We start from the raw sequence: 18,526 nt of genomic DNA, 5'->3' as shown, positions 1-18,526 counted from the left end.
GGGGCGGGGTGTTCGCCGCCCCGCCCCTTCCACCAGATGCTCAGCGCACCGTCTGGTCCCCGTCCGGCACGTCCGTCACCGTGACCTTGGCGCGCGGCTGCCCCAGGCCGTCCGCCACCGCCGCCGCCAGGCCCTCCGGGTCCGGACGCGTCGGGTACGGAACGGCCTCGCCGTCCCCGTAGCTCTCCACGGCCTTCGTGAAGTAGCCGGGGTGCCAGGCGCCGACCGCGCCCCTGACCTCGACCGCCGTCACGCCCCGGCCGCCCACCCGGTCCCGCAGGGCGCCGAGGATGCGGTCGGAGCGGTACTCCCCCGGCACCTGGAACAAGCTGGCGTGCGCGCCGACCAGACCGCCGTCTGCCAGGCGGACCGTCACGGTCAGGCAGCTGGTCACGCTCGGGTAGAGCAGCGTGCCGCCGGGGCCGGTCTCCCGGACCTGGCCCTCGGTGATCCGTACGGCCGGGGCGGAAGCCGGGGCGCCTGCCGCCGCATCCCCGACGAGGTGGGACTGCGCCACGGCCGCCCCCGTACCGGCGTGCAGCGCCAGCACCGCGAGCGGTACGGCGAGAAGCCCCAGCCCCCGCAGTCCGCGCCCCTGACCCGCCCCTGCCGTTTTCTTCGTCGACACAGCTTTCCCTTCACCTGTACGTGGCCTCACCACCTTTACAGCACGAACCCCCGCGGGAACGGATCGGACGGATCGAGGACGTACCGGGCCGTGCCCGTGATCCAGGCGCGGCCGGTCACCGTCGGCACGACGGCGGGCCGCCCGCCGACCCGGTCCGTGCCCACCAGGCGGCCCCGGAAGCGGGTGCCGATCAGGGATTCGTTGACGAAGGGCCGGCCGAGGGGGAGTTCGCCGCGCGCGTGCAGCTGGGCCATGCGGGCGCTGGTGCCGGTGCCGCAGGGCGAACGGTCGAGCCAGCCGGGGTGGATGACCATGGCGTTACGGGAGTCGGAGCCGTCCGGGCCCAGCGTGCCGGGGGCCGTGAACTGGACATGGTGGCAGCCGGAGATGGCCGGGTCGGTGGGGTGGACGGGCCGGTCCCGTTCGTCGACCGCGGCCATCACGGCCAGGCCCGCCGCGATGATGTCGTCCAGGTGGGCGGCGTCGAACGGGATGCCCAGCGCGGCGAGCGGGGTGATCGCGTAGAAGTTGCCGCCGTACGCCAGGTCGTAGCGGACCTCGCCGTGGCCCGGCACCTTCACCACGGCGTCCAGTTCGTGCGCGTACGAGGGCACGTTGCGGATCGTGACGTGCTCGGCGCGCCCGTCGCGCACCGCGACCCGGGCCGCGACCAGCCCGGCCGGGGTGTCCAGCCGTACGGTGGTGACCGGCTCGGTGACCTCCACCAGGCCCGTTTCCACCAGGACCGTCGCGACACCGATCGTGCCGTGCCCGCACATCGGCAGACAGCCGGAGACCTCGATGTAGACGACGCCCCAGTCCGCGTCGGGCCGGGTCGGCGGTTGCAGGATCGCCCCGCTCATCGCGGCGTGCCCGCGCGGTTCGTTCACCAGCAGTTGGCGGATCGGGTCGAGGTGCTCCATGAAGTACCGGCGGCGTTCGGCCATGGTCGCGCCGGGGATGGTGCCGACGCCGTCCGTGATGACGCGCGTCGGCATGCCCTCGGTGTGCGAGTCCACGGCGCCGAAGGTGCGCACGCTGCGCGCGGTGAAAGAACCCCGGACCTCGGACGTCATCACCCGGCCGCTTTCACCCAGGCCTCCAGCGCCTGGACGGCGCCGCGCATGTCCGCGTCCAGTTGCCGCCGCTGGTCCGGGAGCAGCGGTCCGCGCGGCGGCCGGCAGGGCCCTCCGTAGCGCCCGACGAGGTCCATCCCACGCTTGATGGCCTGCACGAACTCGGTGCGCGAGTCCCAGCGGAACGCGGCGACCAGCGGCTCGTACAGCTCCCGCGCCTCGGCGACGCGCCCTTCCAGGGCCAGGTCGTAGAGGCGTACGGACTCGGCGGGGAAGACGTTGGGGAAGCCTGCGAACCAGCCGGTGGCGCCCATGAGCAGCGCCTCCAGCACCAGGTCGTCGGCGCCCGCGACCACCTCCAGGCCGGGGGCCTGCTCCTTGATGTGCAGCACCCGGCGGATGTCGCCGGAGAACTCCTTGACGGCCACCACCCCGTCGATCGCAGCGACCTCCCGCAGGATCTCCGGTGTGAGGTCGATCTTGGTGTCGAGCGGGTTGTTGTAGACCATCACCGGCAGCCCGACGGCCGCGACCTCCTCGAAGTGCCGCACGATCTCGCCGGTGTTGGCGCGGTAGAGGGTGGGCGGCAGGCACAGCACGCCGTCCGCGCCGTCCTCGGCCGCCAGCTCCGCCCAGTACCGCGCCTGGTGCGCACCGGCCCCGTGCACACCGGCCACGACCAGCGCGTCCTGCCCCACCGCCGCGACGGCCGTACGGGCCACGGCGCGCCGTTCGCCGTCGGTGAGGGAGGAGTACTCGCCGAGCGAACCGTTCGGCCCGACGCCGTGACAGCCGTTGTCGACGAGCCAGCGGCAGTGGTCGGCGTACCGGTCGAGGTCGGGCCGCAGCCCGGCGGGCGCGGAGCCGTCCTCGGCGTACGGGAGGGCGGTGGCGACGATGACGCCGGTCAGGGACGTACGGGACTGCGGCGTGGCGGAATCCGTCATGGCGGGTCCTCTCGGTACGGCGGGGTGGTCGGGGTGGGGTCGGGACTGGACGGGGTTCAGGGCTGGGTGGGTGCGGGGCCGGAGGGAGGCTCGGGTACGGGGTCGGGCCCGGCCGCATCGGTGCTCGCCGCGCCCGTACCTGCCGCATCGGTGCTCGCCGCGTCCGTACCTGCCGCTTCCGCCCCCGCCGCGGCCAGGTCCGCGAGCCGTACCGGCTGGGCGATCGGACGGCGGTCGGCCGTCTGCGGGTCGGGCAGGGCGTCCGGGCCGCAGAGGCCGGCCGCGTTGCGGGCGCAGATCCGGCCCTGGCAGGGGCCCAGCCCGACGCGGGTGGCGAGCTTGAACGTCCGCATGCCGTCGGCGGACAGGAGATCGGTACGCACCTGCCCGTACGGCACCTCCTCGCAGCGGCAGACGAGCGTCTCCGCGTCGGGCCAGGTGCGCCACCCGGGGCGTACGGGGTGGGTCGCGGCGAGCAGCCGGGCGAAGCGGCGGCCCGCGAGGACCCGCCGCCGGACGGCCGGGGCGCGCCGCGCCGTACCGGACGGCGCGCCGGCCCACCGTGCCGCCGCCAGCCCCGCCAGCTCGCCTTCGGCCGCCGCGAGCGCCGCGCCGCCGATGCCGGTGGGCTCGCCCGCCGCGTACACGCCGGGTACGGAGGTCTGCTGCGCGGGCCCGACCGCGACCCAGGCGCCGTCGCGCAGCGCGCATCCGGCGGCGAGGGCGAGTTCCAGCTGCGGCGTGAAGCCGTAGCCGACGCAGAGGGCGTCCACGTCCTCGATGCGGTGCTCGGTACCGGGCACGACGCTCCAGTCCGGTGCGAGGCGGGCCACCGTCACCGCCTCGACGCGGTCCCGTCCGTGGGCGGCGACGACGGCCCGGCGGGGCCGGTAGGGGACGCGGTGCCGCGCCAGGGTGGCGGCGTACGCGAGGAGTTCGGGGAACTTGCCCCCGCCGTCCCGGAGCGCGGCGACGGGCGCGCGCAGCCAGGCGGCGGGCGTACCGGCCTCGTATACGCCTAGGACGCGTGTGCCCACGCTGAGCAGCGACGAGGTGACCGGCAGCAGGAACGGCCCGGTGCCGGAGACCACCACCCGGCGGCCGATCGCCGTCCGCTGCCCCTTGGCGAGCGCCTGCGCCGCGCCCGCCGTGACGACGCCCGGCAGGTCCCAGCCGGGGAACGGCAGCGCCCGGTCGTACGCGCCGGTGCACAGGACCAGCGCGTCAGCGTGCAGGGTGTACGGCGTACGGGCGGGGGCGTCGGCGGGGCCTTGCAGCACGTGAACGGTCCAGCCGCCGTCCTGACCGGCAGCCGTCCCCGCAGCCGAACCGCCGTCCTCACGGCCAGCCGCCCCCGAACGCGAACCACCATCCTCACGGCCAGCCATCCCCGAACCCGAACCCCCCGCCTCCAGCCCCCAAACCGTCGCCCCCGCCAGCCACTCGATCCGCGGATGCTCCTGTACGGCCCGGACCGCCGCGCCCCGCGCCGGGCCGTCCGCGGGCTGCCGGTGGTACTGGCCGCCCGGCCGCTCCCCGTCGTCCACCAGCACCACCCGCGCCCCGGCCCCGGCCGCCGCCAGCGCCGCCGCCATGCCCGCGGGCCCGGCCCCGACGACGACCACCGGTACCGCCACGTGCCGCGCCGCCACGGGAAGCGTCTCCGGCGCGAGGTCCGGCAGCCGTGCCCCCACCTGCGTCTCGATGCGGTCGCCCGCCACCACCACGCGCCGGCAGGCCCGTACGTCGGGTACGCCGTTGACCACCACCAGGCAGTCGTGGCAGACGCCGATGCCGCAGAACACACCGCGCGGACGGCCGCCGCGCGTGGTCCGCCAGGAGAGGCGGCCCGCGGACAGCAGCACCGAGGCGGCCGTCTGGCCGGGCCGCGCCCACTGCTCCTCACCGTCCACCGTCACGCGGAACACTGCGCTCCCTCCCCCTCCACCAGCCCCGGCCGCCCCACCCGATACGGCTCCGGGTCGAGCCGGGGCCGCTCGCCCGCGTACAGCTGCGCGAGGAGTTCGCCGGTGGCCGGGGCGAGTCCGATGCCCGCGCCCTCGTGCCCGGTCGCGTGCCACAGGCCGGGCAGCCGCGGGTCCGGGCCGATCACCGGGAGGTGGTCGGGGGTGTACGGGCGGAAGCCGCCGTACGCGCGGATCACCGGGACGCGGCCCAGCACCGGGAACAACGCGGTGGCCTTGCGGGCGAGTTCGCCGAGGACGGCGGCGCGGAAACGTTCCTGGAAACCGGTCCGCTCCCGGCTCGACCCGATGAGCACCGTCCCGCCCCGCGTCGCCTCGACGACCGTCGAGGTCCGCAGATCGGCGTCGCCGCTGCCGACGGCGCCCACATAGTCGGCGTCGTACACCTTGTGCCGGACCGTGCCCGGCGGCAGCGGCGCGGTGACCAGCACCAGGCCCCGGCGCGGCGCCACGGGCAGCGGCGCGCCCGCCGCCCGCGCGAAGTGCCCCGCCCAGGGGCCGCAGGCGTTGACGACCGCGCCGCACGGCAGCGTCCCGGCCGAGGTGCGCAGCGCCGTCACCCGCCCGTCCGCGCCGCGCTCCACGCCGAGCGCCCGCACCCCGGACCGCAGCGTGCCGCCGCGCCCACGGACGGCGGTGAGCAGCGCGGTGGCCGCCGCGACCGGCTGGATCTGGGCGTCCTGCGGGTAGTGGACGGCGGCGCGGACGCCCGGCGTCAGGTTCGGTTCGCGGGTGCGCGCCTCGTCCGGGCCGAGGTCGTACGCGGTGACGCCGGCGGCCCGCTGCGCGGCGGCGAAGCCGGTCAGCGCCCGCGCTCCCGCCTCCCCGAGGGCGACCACGAGGCCGCCCTTCGCCTCGTACTCGCACCGCTCCGCGAGAGCGGGCCCGCCGGGCCGGTGCCCCTCGGCGTCCAGTTCCGCGAGCAGCCGCGGCCAGCGCTCCGACGAGTCCAGCGCCAGGTCGAGTTCGGGTCCTGGCGGCTTGTCGGAGACCAGCAGGTTGCCCTCGCCGCGGGCCGTGGTGCCGGAGGCGAGCGGCGCGTGGTCCAGGACGGTGACCCGCAGGCCGCGCCGGGTGAGCGCCTCGGCGCAGGCGGCGCCGACGATGCCGCTGCCCACCACGATCACGTCGGGGTGCCGGGGCGGCCGCGGGAGGTCCCGCCGCGCCGCCGGTCTCGCCTGGACGTGCCGGTATCGCATGCACCGCACCACCGTTCCGGGAAAGGGGCCCCTCGTGAGAGCGCCGCGACGTTATTGCCGCGTGCCGAAGAGGTCAACACCGCGCGCGGACGCGCCGGTCGATGGCGGCCACGGCGGGCAGGTGGTGGAGTGGTGCCATGAGCACTCCCCCCGCCGCTCCGCCCGCCCCGCGCCACCGCGCCGTCGCGGCGGCCGTCGCCCGGGGCCTCGTCAGCCCCGGCGCCCCCGTCGCCGGTCTGCTGGACATCGCCGGAATCCGCCGTTCCGCCGCCGAACTGCGGGCCGGTTTCGAGGATTTCGCCGAGCCCGGCACGCCGGTCCTGCACGCCTTCGCCGTCAAGGCCGCCTCGCTCGTGCCCGTACTGCGCCTGCTCGCGCGCGAGGGGCTGGGCTGCGAGGTCGCCAGTCCCGGTGAACTGGCCCTGGCGCGCGCGGCCGGGGTGCCGCCGTCCCGTACGGTGCTGGACTCCCCGGCCAAGACCCCCGCCGAACTGCGCGAGGCGCTCGCCCTCGGCATCGCCGTCAACGCCGACAGCTTCGGCGAACTCGCCCGGCTGGACGCCCTGACCGGCTCCGCGCCGTCCGCCTCGCCGCTGGGCCTGCGGGTCAATCCGCAGCTCGGGGGCGGCAGCATCGGCGCGATGAGCACCGCGACCGACAGCTCGAAGTTCGGGGTGCCGCTGCGCGACGAGGGCGCCCGTGACCAGGTCGTACGGGCCTTCCTGGACCGCCCGTGGCTGACGCGCCTGCACGTCCACGTCGGGTCCCAGGGCATGGCGCTGGAGCTGATGGCGGACGGGGTGCGCGTGCTGTACGAGCTGGCCGAGGAGATCAACGAGAAGGCCGGGCGCACCCAGGTCACCACACTGGACATCGGCGGCGGGCTGCCGGTGAACTTCGCGTCCGACGAGGTGTCGCCGACGTACCACGCATATGCCCGGCTGCTGCACGCCACCGTGCCGGGGCTGTTCGACGGCCGCTACGGGCTGGTCACCGAGTTCGGCCGGTCGCTGCTCGCCAAGCACGGCGTCGTGCTGGCACGCGTGGAGTACACCAAGTCGGCCGGCGGGCGGCGGATCGCGGTGACCCACGCGGGCGCCCAGGTGGCCACCCGTACGGTCTTCGCGCCGGACTCCTGGCCGGTACGGGTCGCCGCGTACGACGCGCAGGGCCGCCCCAAGGCCGGTGAACCGGTCGTCCAGGACGTGGCCGGGCCCTGCTGCTTCGCGGGCGACCTGGTCGCGCGGGACCGGGCGCTGCCGCTCCTGGAGCCGGGCGACCACGTGGCCCTCCTGGACACCGGCGCGTACTACTTCTCCACCCACTTCGCGTACAACTCGCTCCCCCGGCCCGGGGTGTACGGGTACGCGCCGGGCCCGGACGGCGCGCCGCGCTGGGCCACCGTGCGCGCCCCGCAGGAGATGGACGAACTGGTCGCGGAGAGCGGCGGCGCCCACGCGGACGCGCTCACCCGGCTCGGGGACCCCGCCGCCCCCGAGCGCTAGAAATCTTGCGCTTTGGGCATGTCCCGCTCATGCGGCCCCCCTCCACGGACACCGCCGGGCACACCGGCGAAAGCGCCCCGCTGCGGCGCGCCATCGGCCCCGGACTGCTGGTCCTGCTGGTGGTCGGGGACATCCTCGGCACCGGCGTCTACGCCGTCACCGGCAAGGTCGCGGGCAAGGTGGGCGGCGCCCTGTGGCTGCCCTTCGTGATCGGCTTCGGCATCGCGGTGCTGACCGCCGCCTCGTACGTGGAACTCGTCGGCAAGTACCCGAAGGCGGCGGGCGCCGCGCTCTACACCCAGAAGGCGTTCCGGGTCCCCTTCCTGACCTTCCTCGTCGCCTTCATGGTGATGTGCTCGGGCCTGGCCTCGGCGAGCGCCGCGGCCCGCGCCTTCAGCGGCGACTATCTGCGCACCCTCGCCGATCTGCCGCCGACCCCGGTGGCGGTGCTGTTCGTGCTGGCGCTGGCCGCGGTGAACCTGCGGGGCGTGGCGGAGTCGGTGAAGGCGAACGTGGTGCTGACCCTGGTCGAGGTGTCCGGGCTGCTGATCATCATCGGGCTGGGCGGCTACGCGGTCCTGACCGGCGGCGGGGAGCCGGCGCGGCTGGCCGAACTCGACACCGGCGGCAGCGGCCTCGCCGTGCTGACCGGTGTGCTGGGCGCCACCGGCCTGGCGTTCTTCGCGTTCGTCGGGTTCGAGGACTCGGTGAACATGGCGGAGGAGGCCGAGCACCCGGGCCGCGACTTCCCGCGCGCGATCTTCCTCGGGGTGGGGATCACGGGCACCGTCTATGTGCTGGTGGCCCTGGTCTCGTCGCTGCTGGTGGACCACCGGCGGCTCCAGGGCTCGTCGGCGCCGCTGCTGGAAGTGGTGCACGCGGGCGGCGCGACCTTCCCGCCCACGGTGTTCGCGCTGATGGCGCTGTGCGCGGTCACCAACTCCGCGCTGATCAACATGATTATGGCCTCGCGGCTGTGCTACGGGATGGCGGGCGAGCGCATCCTGCCGCGCGCCGTCGGCCGCGTCCTGCCGGGCCGCCGTACGCCCGTCGTCGGCATCGCCCTGACCACACTGCTGGCCCTGGGCCTGGTCCTCACCGGCGAGATCGAGGGCCTCGGCGACACCACGGCCTTCCTGCTGCTGTGCGTCTTCGCGGTGGTCAACGTGGCGGTGCTGGTGCTGCGCCGCGACCGGGTGCCGCACCGCCACTTCCGCACGCCGACGGTCTTCCCGGTCCTCGGCGCCGCCGGGGCCCTCCTCCTGGCCAGCCCGCTGGCCGACCGGTCGGCGGAGGTGTACGTACGGGCCGCCGTGCTCGTCGCGGTCGGTGTCGTCCTGTGGGGCGTGAACCGGCTGGTGCTGCGGGCGCGGGGCGAGTAGGCCCGCGCCCGGTCCATGGGCCGCCCGTCAGGCTCTCGCCTTCGGCCGCCCCGCCTTCGCCCCTCCCGGGCGCGCGTCCTTGGCCGCCACGCCGGTCGTCAGGTAGCCGCGTACGTCCCGGCCCGCCGGTCCGCCCCGTACGGCCGCTTCCGTACGGACCCACAGCAGCGCGTCGTGCTCCTGCTCCCAGCGGCCCAGCCACAGCGCCTTGGCCCACAACCCGAGCCCGGCCCCGGCCAGGAGCAGGCCACCGGCCGCGGGCAGCGCGAACGAGGAACCGACCGCCGCCAGGAACGCCAGCAGCAGCCACCAGCGGTGGGCCCGCCGCCAGACCCGCAGGGTCACGGCGCGGTCCTGGAGGATCGCCGACTTCCCGGCCCGGGACGCCGCCTTGGCCAGGTGCGCGTACCGCTTGCGGCGTACCGCGAAAACCGTGAAGGCCGCGACGATGAACAGCGCCGCCCCGGTCAGCACCCCGATCCGCCGCCCGGTCAGGCCGGGCGGCAGCGCCCCGACCCCGGCGGCCAGCAGCCCCGGCCACCACAGCCACCCGGCCGGTGCCCGCAGCAGCACCGCCACCCGCGCCAGCGCAACAGCCCCGCGCCCCACGACAACCTCCTCGCACCACGATCCGGCCACGGGCCCCGGGGACGGCGGCGGCTCCCCGCCGCGACGGCGGAACCCGTATACGGCGGCGGATGGTAGCCAGCCCGTCTGAGAATTCCGTGAAGCCGCCGGGTCGCTTTCCGGCCGTACGACGGGTGCCGGACGGGCTCACTCCACGAACAGCCCCCGCTCCGCCGCCTTCGCGTCGAACTCCTCCAGCCGCGCCTGCGCGTCCGGCAGGGCGTCGCACATCGCCTCCAGCAGGACGCGGCCGAGCAGCATCGGCGCACAGGCCGTGTCGAAGGCGAGGCCGGTGCCGACCGCTGCGGGCAGCAGCAGGTCCGTGTGGCGGGCGACCGGCGCGAAGGCGCTGTCGGCGACGGTGACGACGGTCAGGCCCACCTCGTGCGCGTACTCCAGCGCGTCCACGACCTCGCGCGGGTGGCGCGGCAGCGCGAAGCACAGCAGGGTGCTCGCACCCGCCTGCACGGCCGCGTCGATACGGTCGGTGAGCATCGTGCCGCCCTCGTCGAGCAGCCGGACGTCCGGATGGACCTTACGGGCGAAGTACGCGAATCCGGCGGCCTGCGCGGTCGCCGCGCGCAGCCCGAGGACCGGCAGCGGCCGGGAGGCCGCGAAGAGCCGGCCGGCCCGCACCACCGGCCCCGGATCGGCCAGGACCGCCGCGAGGTGGCGCAGGTTGTCGATCTCCGCCTGTACGGCCTGCTGGTACTCGTTGTACGTGCCGGTGCCGCGCGCGCTCGTGGCGGGCGCCACCTCGCGCAGGTGCTTGCGCAGCGCCGGATAGCCGTCGAAGCCGAGCGCGACCGCGAAGCGGGTCACGGACGGCTGGCTGACCCCGGCCAGCTCGGCGAGTTCGACGCTGGAGAGGAACGGCGCGTCGGCGGCCCGGCGCACCATGCAGTGCGCGATGCGCCGCTGGGTCGGGGTGAGGCGGTGCCCTTCGAAGAGTTTCTGCAGGCGGGCCGCGGTGCCGGTGGCCGCGGCGGGGCCGGGCGGCGGCATTCCCGTGTCCGGCGCGTCCCCCGCCGCCCGCTCGCCGCGGTCCTCGCCGCCGTCCCCGATCATCGCTGCCTCCCGGCCGTGTCCGCGGCCGTGCTCCCGGCCTTCGTGTCGTTGCTGGTCGTGCGGGGCGGCACGCGCCGTGCGCCCGCCGTCCCGCCGCCCGACTGTACGTAATCGACGCCCCCGCCCGGCGGCTTCCGGCCCCGCATCACAGCGCGGCCGGCCCGTCCAGCAGGGTTTCCGCCACCGCCACGTCCGCCGTCAGCGGCCGGTCCGCCATCCGCGCGTCCAGCGCCCCGGCGGCCACGGCGAACGCGCGGGCCGCCGGCACGCCCGGCTCGGGCTCCAGCGAGCGCATCCGCAACGCCCGTACGGCGGCGGCGAGTTCGCAGGCAGGCACCCGCCGGTAGGCGACGCCGGCGCGCAGCGGCTGGCGGGCGGCGGCTGGCGGGCGGCGAGCGACGCGAAGCCGGCCTGTTCCTCGACGCCGCGGGAGAGGACCGCGCGCCCCAGGGAGGCGGGCTGCGAGGCGGCCCGCAGTTCGCCGAGGGCGGCCCCGGCCGCGTATTCGAGGATCATCACACCGGAACTGGCCGGCGCGTGGTCCCCGAGGAACGGGCGCAGCCGGGTGAAGTCCGAGGGGCGCCTCAGCGGGCGGCGGGACGACGCTCGCGCCCCCGGGCGCACGGCCGCCCCGCCCGCCCTGATCCAGAGTCCGGGACACCATGGCGCCGCCCTCCCTCGGCATCTATTCACCCACCCCGACTCTGCATGACGATATACAGGCCGACAAGAGGCAGCCACCCGCCAACCGGCTGATCGTCCTCCGGATGCCACCCGGTACGACCGGAAGGTGGGGCACCCCCCACCCCCGGCCCTGGTGCTGCCCCGCTGGGCGTCCGGCCTCCGTCCGGACAGGCTGTTGCCATGCGAAACACCAAGCACCGCCGCCCCGTTGGGGCCTCCGTCATGGCCACTGCCGCCGCTCTCGCCACGGCTCTGCCGTTCCTCGCGCCGCCCGATGCCGCGGCGTCGGCATCCCCGGACCGCCCCCGGACCTCGCTCGACTGGCAGCCGTGCCCTTCGGCGGCTGCCAAGGCCGCTTCCCAGCAGTGCGCGACGCTGAAAGTCCCCCTCGACCACAAGGACCCGGGCGGCAGACAGACAGACCTCGCGGTCTCCCGCATTCCGGCCGAGGACCCGGCATCGCGCCGCGGAGCACTGCTGCTGATTCCCGGCGGGCCGGGCGGTACGGGGCTGGACCGGCCCAGCACCGCGAAGCTCTCGCAACGCCTGCGCGCCGCGTACGACATCATCGGCTTCGACCCGCGCGGCGTGGGCCACAGCTCGCCCGTGAGCTGCGGACTTCCGTACGCCGACCTGTCCTTGACCACCCTGCGCGCATGGCCCGCACCCGACGGCTCCATCACCGGCAACGTCGCCGCCGCCCGCCGGACGGCCGCCGCCTGCGCCCGTAACGGCGGACCCGTGCTGCGCAGCATCAGCACCGCCGACGAAGCCCGGGACATCGACCGCATCCGGCAGGCCCTGGGCGAGCGCAAGCTGTCCGGCCTGGGTGTCTCATACGGGGCGTACGCCGGTGCGGTGTACGCGCAGCTCTTTCCGGACCGGACGGACCACTGGGTGCTGGACAGCAACGGCGACCCCGACCCGGCCCGGGTGGAACGCGGCTGGCTGGCGAACTCCGCCGTCGGCGCCGAGGACCGCTTCCCCGACTTCGCGGCGCGGGCCGCCGACCCGGCGCGCGCCGACCGGCTCGCCGACCGCCCGGAGGAGATCCGTCCGCTGTTCCTGGACCTCGCGGCCCGCCTCGACCGCACCCCGCTGCCCTGGCCGAACGCCAACCCCGCCGAGCTGAACGGCAACGTCCTGCGCCAGCACCTGCTGATGGCCCTCTACTCCGACAGCCGGATGGACGGGCTGATCACGCTGATGCGCGCCGCCCGCGCCAAGCTGGACGACCCGCACGCCCCGGACCTGCCCGCGCAGCCGGTGCCGTCCCCGCAGGACATCGAGGCCCAGCAGCAGACCGCCGCCGCCTCGCTCGCCACCCTCTGCAACGACGTGGCCTGGCCCCGTTCACCCGGGAAGCACGCCCGTGACGTGGCGGCCGACCGCGTGCGCCACCCGCTGACCGCCGGCATGCCGGTCAACATCACGCCCTGTTCCTTCTGGCCGGCGCCGCCCGCCGAGCGGCCCGTGCGCATCACCGCGCACGGACCGTCGAACGTCCTGCTCGTCCAGAACCGCCGCGACCCGGCCACCCCGCTCACCGGCGCCCGCGCCATGCGCCGGGCCTTCGGCGACCGCGCCCGGATGATCACCGTCGAGGCCGGTGGCCACGGCGCCTACCACGGCGACGACCGCGCCTGCGGGGACGCGCTGACCACCACGTTCCTGCTCACCGGCGCACGCCCGGCCACCGACATCAGCTGTCCCGCCATGCGGGCCTGACGTTTCGCCGGGCCGCCGGCGCGTTCAGTACTAGCGCCGGATGACCGAGCGGACCCAGGCGAGCTGCTGGGAGACCTCGCCGGCCTGGGCGACCGTCTCCCGGTCCGAGCCGCTGAAGACGCCGAGGAGGGTTTCGGTGCCGCTCGGGGCGATGCTCATCACCGGGCCACCGGAGTCGCCGCCGGCCGGAATCCCGGACACCTTCTCCATGCAGAAGTCCGGGCCGCCCGGCGCGGTGTAGCCCTCGCACCGGGGGTCGTCCGGCCGCACCACCCGCAGGTCGGACTGCTTGAGCACGGGAGACTGGCAGGCGTTCTCGTCCTCGGTGCAGGTGGCGCCCCACCCGTACTGCCGCACGATCTGGCCGACATGGACACCGGCCGTGGCCAGGCGCGCCGTACGGACCTTCATCGGCTGCACCTTGATGAGCATCATGTCGGCCGTGCTTCCCACGCGCTTGCCGGGCACCGGGCGGACCGTGGTGCCCTTGCGCATGTCGAGGCTGCCGACCCGGAAGGAGATCCGCTTGTCGGCGACCGGCTGCGCCTGCTCGTAGAAGCAGTGGGAGGCGCTGAGGATCCACTCGCTGCTGACCGCCGTCCCGGTGCACGCCGGTTTGCCGTCGACGAGCATGCGCACCGCCCACGGGCCGTAGGTGCTCTTGGACCCGCCGATGACGGCGGAGGCCGGCGCGGCTGCCACCACCGACCCTGCCACCAGCAATAAGACGCTCAGCAGCAGCACACGAACACGACGCACCATCCGAAACAGCTCCTTTTCCACCGGGCACGGGCCGTACGGTGAGACAGCCCGCCGGGCCGAAAGGTTCCGGAGACTCGACGGATGACCTGAACAAGCCGGCCGTGCAGCCGCCCCATGACATTTGTCCCGCCCTGCCGAGGACGCTTGACGCTGCCGCGCCGCCCCGCGCCTCACCAGGATGGAGACATCACAGAACAGCGGTACTTCACCACCAAGGGGCGGGCGATGCAGATCCTCACGAAGGCTCGGAAGAACGCGCGGCAGCAGGTCTCCGCCGAGGAGCTGGCGAAGGTGAAGCCGCTGCCGGTGTGGTTCTTCGCGTTCGAGGGGGTGCTGGGGGCCGCTTACGACCTGTGTCACGCGTGGTCCGGTGCCTGGACGGTGATCCTGGCCTTCGCGGCGGTCAACATCGTCGTCGGGCTGACCGTGCTGCGCCGCCGGATCAAGCTGGTAAAGGCGCTGTTGAAGAACTCCCGCACGCGGGCCATCGCCTTCGGGCTGGTCGCCTTCCGGATGGGTGCGCACGCGCTGCTGGGGGCGGTCGGCGCCCAGGTCGCCTCGGCGGCCGGGCATCTGCTGTTCGCGGCTGTCATGGGTGGCGCGACGGTCGCGCTGCTGTGGTTCGACCAGCGCGTCACCTTCCGCGCCCTCGGACTGGCGCCCGCCCGAACCGCCGTCCCCGCGTGAGGCATCCGGCGGCCGCCGCCCCTCACACCCGTACGGCCGAGCCCCGTTCGCTCAGCCGCGGCGCGCACAGCATGCGCTTGCGCCGTACCCGCCGTCCGTCGATCGCCGCGACGGCCAGCCGCGCCGCTTCCTGGGCGATGCCGGCGAGGCCCCAGTCCAGCGTCGTCAGGGGCGGGGTGAGCACCTGGGAGACGGGGTGGTCGTCGAAGCCGACCACCGAGACGTCCCGGCCGACCTTCAGCGACGCCTCGGCCGCCGCCGCGTAGACCCCGTACGCGATCGAGTCGGAGAAGCAGAACACCGCCGTCGAGCAGGCCCCGTCCGCGCCGCCGTCGCGCAGCACACGCCGGGCGACCGCCGTCGCCTCGCCCAGTTCCTGGGCGCACGGGAGCACTTCGGCCGCGATGCCGAGGCGTCCGGCCGCTTCCCGTACGTACACGTCGGCGGGCCGGTCCGGGGTGGAGGGGCCGGTGGGCGTCAGGACCGTGATCCGGCGGTGGCCCAGTCCGGTCAGGTATTCCAGTACGGCGTCGATGCCGGCGCGGTTGTCGAAGAGCACCTCACCCGCCGTACGGGCGCGGCGCAGCGAGTCGCCGATGGACACCACCGGCACCGCTTCGGCGATCTGCGCCCAGCCCGCGGCCGAGGGGTCGACCGGGGACACCAGCAGACCGTCCACGCGCTGGTCACGGAGCTGTTTGGCCAGGGCCAGCTCGCGCTGCGGGTCGCCGCCCGCGTCCAGGATGAGCGCGTAGCGGTCGCCCGCGAGCAGTTCCCGCCCTATCGCCGCCATCAGCTGCTGCTGCCACAGGTCCTGGAGGTCGCCGGCCAGTACGCCGACCATGCTGGTCCGGCCGCTGGCCAGGGCGCGGGCGATCGGGTCGGCCTCGTAGCCGAGTTCGGCGGCGGCCTTGCGCACCCGTTCCTCGGTCTCCTTGGAGACATGCGTGCCGCGCAGCGCGTAGGAGACGGCGGCGGTGGAGAGCCCGGTGGCCTCGGCCACCTCGCGGAGAGTGGTGCGCTTACGGGGCCTGGCCATGCCGGAAGCCTACCCAAGGGGCCGCCTCGCCCGGCGTGTTGGACCGCGCGGACGCCGTGCCGTGCGCACGGCCGCCCCCGCCGTTCCCTTGACACGGATTCGGGTTAATCGCTTCACTCAATCGCGTAACTGAAGCGGTTAACTTCCCTCGTTCCGGCGCCATTTGCGGGCGTCCGGCCAGGCGCCCTCCCGGAGGGAGCCCGTGACCACCGACATCCACCAGCACCTCTGGCCGCCGCGGTTCCTCGCGCTGCTGCGTGCGCGCACCGCACCACCCCTCCTCGACGGCCGGACACTGCACCTGCCCGGCGAGCCTCCGCACGCCATCGACCCCGCCGACCACGACCCCGCCGCCCGTACGGAACGCGCCCGCGCCGACGGCCTCGACCGGGCCCTGATCTCGCTCTCCAGCCCGCTCGGCATCGAATTCCTGCCGCCCGCAGAAGCAGCCCCGCTCCTCGACGCCTTCCATGACGAAGCGCTCACCCTGCCCGCCCCGTTCGGGGTCTGGGCCTCCCCGTGCCTGTCCGTCCCCGTCCCCGATCCCGCACCCGTCGTACGCCTGCTGCGCCGCGGCTGCGCCGGCCTCCAGCTCCCCGCCACGGCCTTGACGGACGCCGCGGGATGGGAGCGCTGCGGGCCGCTGCTCGACGGCGTGGCCCGCCTCGGCCGGCCCCTGTTCGTCCACCCCGGAACCGCGCCACCGGTCCCGCCCGGCAGCCCGCCGTGGTGGCCCGCCCTCGTCCCCTACCTCCAGCAGCTGCACGCCGCCTGGTTCGCCTTCCGCGCCTTCGGCCGCCCCCGCCACCCGCACCTGCGCGTCTGCTTCGCCGCCCTCGCGGGCCTCGCCCCGCTGCACGGCGAGCGGCTGGCGGCGCGCGGCGGCCGGGACCGCGGACGCGTGGACCCCGGCGTCTTCTACGAGACCTCCTCCTACGGCACGCGTGCCGTGGACACGGTCGTCCGCGCCGTCGGCATCGACGCCGTGGTCTTCGGCAGCGACCGCCCGTACGCCGTGCCGGATGTGCCCGGCCTCGGCGCCGCCGCCGTGCACGCCCTGCGCACCGCCAACCCGGTCCGCCTCCTCGGCCCGGCGTAAGGAGCCCGCCCGCAATGCCCGAATCCCGTACGCACCACCGCCCGGCCACCCCCGCCGCCGCCCCCCACACCCCCGGCCTCTTCGCCGCCCTCCCCGCCCGCAACCTCACCAAGCGCGAACTGCGCTCCCTCGTCGAGCGGCTGGCCGACGCCCCGGGCCTGTGGCGCGGCGACGTCGCCTTCTCCGACACCGAGCGGCACTACGCCTCCCTCCACCGCGACACCTACGTCGACGTCTGGCTGCTGTGCTGGACGCGGCGCAGCGACACCGGCTGGCACGACCACGACCTCTCGTCCGGCGCGGTGCGCGTGGTGCAGGGCGTGCTCACCGAGTCCAATCCGCGCATCGGCGGCGCCCATCTGGCCACCGCCGTCGGCTCCGGCGCCTCCATCTGCTTCGGTCCGGACCACATCCACCGCCTCACCGGCGCCACCGACGACACGGTCTCGCTGCACGCCTACTCGCCGCCGCTGTGGCGGCTCGGCCAGTACGCCATCACCGAGGACGGCCTGATGCGCCGCCTCTCCGTCTCGTACGCGGAGGAACTCCGGCCCCTGGAGCCCGGTGCCGCCCGCGCCACCTTTTCCGGTCCGGGGTATTGATTTCTCATTCAACCGCGCCGATCCTGCATGAACTCATACAGCCGGACGAGGAGGGCGGCCGATGGCGGCAGTGGTGGAACGGCATTCGATCGACGTCGTACCGGACGCCGAACGCCACGGCACGCCGGTCAGCCAGTTCACCCTGTGGCTCGGCGCCAACCTCCAGATCACCGCGGTCGTCACCGGTGCGCTGGCCGTCGTCCTCGGCGCCCGGGCGTTCTGGGCGGTGCTCGGACTGCTGCTCGGCAACCTCCTCGGCGGCGCGGTCATGGCCCTGCACTCCGCGCAGGGACCGCGGCTGGGCCTGCCGCAGATGATCTCCTCGCGGGCCCAGTTCGGAGTGCGCGGCGCGGTGGTGCCGCTGGCGCTGGTGATCGTCATGTACATCGGCTTCTTCGCCAGCGGCACGGTGCTGGCCGGGCAGGCGGTCGGCGAGCTGACGCACCTGGGCGGCACCTTCGGCATCCTCGTCTTCGCCGCGGTCACCGCCGTCGCCGCGGCGGTCGGCTACCGGCTCATCCACGTGCTGGGCCGGGTCGCGAGCATCGTGTGCGCGCTGGCCTTCCTCTACCTCGGCGCGCGTCTGCTGGAGCGCGCCGACCTGGCCGCGCTGCTGCACGACCGGTCCTTCTCCTTCCCGATGTTCCTGCTCGCCGTCTCGCTGTCCGCCTCCTGGCAGCTGGCCATCGGCCCGTACGTCGCCGACTACTCCCGCTACCTGCCCCGCGACACCTCCACCCGCGCCACCTTCTGGTGGACGCTGTCCGGCTCGGTCCTCGGGTCGCAGTGGTCGATGACCTTCGGCGCGCTGGCCGCCGCCGCGGCGCCCACCGCCTTCACCGGCCACGAGGTCTCCTACGTCGTCTCCCTCGGCGGCGCCGGCCTGACCGCCTCCGCGCTGTACTTCGTCATCGCCCTCGGCAAACTGACCATCAACGTCCTGAACACCTACGGCGGCTTCATGTCGCTGGTCACCGGCGTCAGCGGCTTCCGCGGCCGCGCCACCCTGTCGCCGCGCGGCCGCACCGCGTACGTCACCGGCATCATGCTCGCGGGCACCGCCGTCGCCCTGCTCGGCAAGGACTCCTTCCTCACCTCGTTCAAGGACTTCCTGCTGTTCCTGCTGACCTTCTTCACGCCGTGGTCGGCGATCAACCTCGTCGACTACTACCTGATCTCGAAGGAGCGCTACGACATCCCGGCGCTCAGCGACCCGTCCGGCCGCTACGGCGCCTGGAACGGCGGGGCGCTGGCGGTGTACGGCGCCGGCGTGCTGGCCCAGCTCCCGTTCCTCGCCACGCACTTCTACACCGGCCCGCTGGTGGACCCGCTCGGCGGCGCCGACGTGTCCTGGCTCGTCGGACTGGCCGTACCCGCCGTCCTGTACTGGGCGGTCGCCCGCCGCGACACCGGCCGGGTGCCGCCCGCCGCGGTGGCGGGTGCGGAATCCACCCCCGCGAATACGGGGGACAGCCCTACCGCGCGGCCCGCTCCCCGCCCGTAATCTC

16 protein-coding genes and 1 pseudogene are annotated in these 18,526 nt (G+C 74.9%); 7 read left to right on the top strand and 10 right to left on the bottom strand.

Annotated elements, in window-relative coordinates:
* Nucleotides 1-40 precede the first annotated feature (40 nt).
* From CP984_RS24650 to CP984_RS24630, 5 genes are read right to left on the bottom strand one after another with little or no spacing between them, the layout of a single operon-like run.
* Nucleotides 41-628: a hypothetical protein gene (locus CP984_RS24650; RefSeq protein WP_003987222.1), complete on the bottom strand. Its 588-nt coding sequence runs from the start codon at nt 626-628 to the stop codon at nt 41-43.
* Between the two features lie 35 nt (nt 629-663).
* Entirely contained in the window at nt 664-1,704 is a 1,041-nt protein-coding gene (locus CP984_RS24645; protein WP_030181236.1) for a proline racemase family protein, read from the bottom strand.
* Complete coding sequence (locus CP984_RS24640; protein WP_003987224.1) at nt 1,704-2,651, bottom strand: dihydrodipicolinate synthase family protein; 948 nt, start codon at nt 2,649-2,651, stop codon at nt 1,704-1,706. Before CP984_RS24640 ends, CP984_RS24645 begins: the two co-directional genes overlap by 1 nt.
* Before the next feature lie 56 nt (nt 2,652-2,707).
* Nucleotides 2,708-4,579 (bottom strand): FAD-dependent oxidoreductase, encoded by a 1,872-nt coding sequence (locus tag CP984_RS24635; RefSeq protein WP_063604378.1) that lies wholly within the window; start codon nt 4,577-4,579, stop codon nt 2,708-2,710.
* Nucleotides 4,567-5,835, bottom strand: a complete 1,269-nt coding sequence (locus CP984_RS24630) for an NAD(P)/FAD-dependent oxidoreductase (RefSeq protein WP_078575452.1) — start codon at nt 5,833-5,835, stop codon at nt 4,567-4,569. The genes CP984_RS24635 and CP984_RS24630 overlap by 13 nt, the downstream gene beginning before the upstream one ends.
* A gap of 137 nt (nt 5,836-5,972) precedes the next feature.
* Between CP984_RS24630 and CP984_RS24625 the strand changes: the two genes are divergently transcribed.
* Both CP984_RS24625 and CP984_RS24620 read left to right on the top strand, forming a co-directional pair.
* A complete protein-coding gene (locus CP984_RS24625) occupies nt 5,973-7,340 on the top strand; it encodes a type III PLP-dependent enzyme domain-containing protein (protein WP_003987137.1) in 1,368 nt (455 codons plus the stop codon).
* Nucleotides 7,341-7,369: 29 nt separating this feature from the next.
* Nucleotides 7,370-8,722 carry an APC family permease gene (locus CP984_RS24620; protein WP_003987136.1) on the top strand — a complete coding sequence of 451 codons (1,353 nt, stop codon included), beginning with the start codon at nt 7,370-7,372 and terminating at the stop codon, nt 8,720-8,722.
* A gap of 27 nt (nt 8,723-8,749) precedes the next feature.
* On the opposite strand, the gene CP984_RS24615 is transcribed toward CP984_RS24620, so the two are convergent.
* The 3 genes and pseudogenes from CP984_RS24615 to CP984_RS42185 all read right to left on the bottom strand — a co-directional run.
* Complete coding sequence (locus CP984_RS24615; protein WP_003987135.1) at nt 8,750-9,331, bottom strand: hypothetical protein; 582 nt, start codon at nt 9,329-9,331, stop codon at nt 8,750-8,752.
* A 165-nt stretch (nt 9,332-9,496) separates the two neighbouring features.
* The gene (locus CP984_RS24610; RefSeq protein ID WP_043979188.1) at nt 9,497-10,354 is read right to left on the bottom strand and encodes a MurR/RpiR family transcriptional regulator; all 858 of its coding nucleotides are present in this window, start codon (nt 10,352-10,354) and stop codon (nt 9,497-9,499) included.
* A gap of 208 nt (nt 10,355-10,562) precedes the next feature.
* Nucleotides 10,563-11,044: pseudogene (locus tag CP984_RS42185) on the bottom strand (aromatic amino acid lyase); the annotation flags it as partial.
* A 237-nt stretch (nt 11,045-11,281) separates the two neighbouring features.
* Here CP984_RS42185 and CP984_RS24600 point away from each other — a divergent pair.
* Nucleotides 11,282-12,829: an alpha/beta hydrolase gene (locus CP984_RS24600; RefSeq protein WP_030181247.1), complete on the top strand. Its 1,548-nt coding sequence runs from the start codon at nt 11,282-11,284 to the stop codon at nt 12,827-12,829.
* A gap of 30 nt (nt 12,830-12,859) precedes the next feature.
* Here the strand turns inward: CP984_RS24600 and CP984_RS24595 are convergent, their stop codons facing one another.
* Nucleotides 12,860-13,591, bottom strand: a complete 732-nt coding sequence (locus tag CP984_RS24595; RefSeq protein WP_030181250.1) for a S1 family peptidase — start codon at nt 13,589-13,591, stop codon at nt 12,860-12,862.
* 225 nt (nt 13,592-13,816) lie between these two features.
* Between CP984_RS24595 and CP984_RS24590 the strand changes: the two genes are divergently transcribed.
* A complete protein-coding gene (locus CP984_RS24590; protein ID WP_043979185.1) occupies nt 13,817-14,278 on the top strand; it encodes a hypothetical protein in 462 nt (153 codons plus the stop codon).
* 22 nt (nt 14,279-14,300) lie between these two features.
* Here the strand turns inward: CP984_RS24590 and CP984_RS24585 are convergent, their stop codons facing one another.
* The gene (locus CP984_RS24585) at nt 14,301-15,317 is read right to left on the bottom strand and encodes a LacI family DNA-binding transcriptional regulator (RefSeq protein ID WP_003984075.1); all 1,017 of its coding nucleotides are present in this window, start codon (nt 15,315-15,317) and stop codon (nt 14,301-14,303) included.
* 202 nt (nt 15,318-15,519) lie between these two features.
* On the opposite strand from CP984_RS24585, the gene CP984_RS24580 reads away from it, so the two are divergent.
* The 3 genes from CP984_RS24580 to CP984_RS24570 all read left to right on the top strand — a co-directional run bounded on the left by CP984_RS24580 (nt 15,520) and on the right by CP984_RS24570 (nt 18,522).
* Nucleotides 15,520-16,416, top strand: a complete 897-nt coding sequence (locus CP984_RS24580; protein WP_003984076.1) for an amidohydrolase family protein — start codon at nt 15,520-15,522, stop codon at nt 16,414-16,416.
* Between the two features lie 14 nt (nt 16,417-16,430).
* Nucleotides 16,431-17,018: a cysteine dioxygenase gene (locus CP984_RS24575; protein WP_003984077.1), complete on the top strand. Its 588-nt coding sequence runs from the start codon at nt 16,431-16,433 to the stop codon at nt 17,016-17,018.
* Nucleotides 17,019-17,079: 61 nt separating this feature from the next.
* Nucleotides 17,080-18,522, top strand: a complete 1,443-nt coding sequence (locus tag CP984_RS24570) for a purine-cytosine permease family protein (RefSeq protein ID WP_003984078.1) — start codon at nt 17,080-17,082, stop codon at nt 18,520-18,522.
* Nucleotides 18,523-18,526 lie beyond the last annotated feature (4 nt).

This window comes from Streptomyces rimosus, from assembly GCF_008704655.1.
Classification (GTDB): Bacteria; Actinomycetota; Actinomycetes; order Streptomycetales; family Streptomycetaceae; genus Streptomyces; species Streptomyces rimosus.
The sequence above is the reverse complement of the archived record's forward strand: the minus strand, read 5'-3'. Positions and strand labels throughout refer to the sequence as shown.

Excerpts from the sequence above, each read along its gene's own strand:
- CP984_RS24645 (WP_030181236.1), bottom strand. The coding sequence starts at position 1,704 with ATGACGTCCGAGGTCCGGGGTTCTTTCACCGCGCGCAGCGTGCGCACC.
- CP984_RS24640 (WP_003987224.1), bottom strand. The coding sequence starts at position 2,651 with ATGACGGATTCCGCCACGCCGCAGTCCCGTACGTCCCTGACCGGCGTC.
- CP984_RS24630 (WP_078575452.1), bottom strand. The coding sequence starts at position 5,835 with ATGCGATACCGGCACGTCCAGGCGAGACCGGCGGCGCGGCGGGACCTC.
- CP984_RS24625 (WP_003987137.1), top strand. The coding sequence starts at position 5,973 with ATGAGCACTCCCCCCGCCGCTCCGCCCGCCCCGCGCCACCGCGCCGTC.
- CP984_RS24620 (WP_003987136.1), top strand. The coding sequence starts at position 7,370 with ATGCGGCCCCCCTCCACGGACACCGCCGGGCACACCGGCGAAAGCGCC.
- CP984_RS24610 (WP_043979188.1), bottom strand. The coding sequence starts at position 10,354 with ATGCCGCCGCCCGGCCCCGCCGCGGCCACCGGCACCGCGGCCCGCCTG.
- CP984_RS24600 (WP_030181247.1), top strand. The coding sequence starts at position 11,282 with ATGCGAAACACCAAGCACCGCCGCCCCGTTGGGGCCTCCGTCATGGCC.
- CP984_RS24595 (WP_030181250.1), bottom strand. The coding sequence starts at position 13,591 with ATGGTGCGTCGTGTTCGTGTGCTGCTGCTGAGCGTCTTATTGCTGGTG.
- CP984_RS24590 (WP_043979185.1), top strand. The coding sequence starts at position 13,817 with ATGCAGATCCTCACGAAGGCTCGGAAGAACGCGCGGCAGCAGGTCTCC.
- CP984_RS24585 (WP_003984075.1), bottom strand. The coding sequence starts at position 15,317 with ATGGCCAGGCCCCGTAAGCGCACCACTCTCCGCGAGGTGGCCGAGGCC.
- CP984_RS24575 (WP_003984077.1), top strand. The coding sequence starts at position 16,431 with ATGCCCGAATCCCGTACGCACCACCGCCCGGCCACCCCCGCCGCCGCC.
- CP984_RS24570 (WP_003984078.1), top strand. The coding sequence starts at position 17,080 with ATGGCGGCAGTGGTGGAACGGCATTCGATCGACGTCGTACCGGACGCC.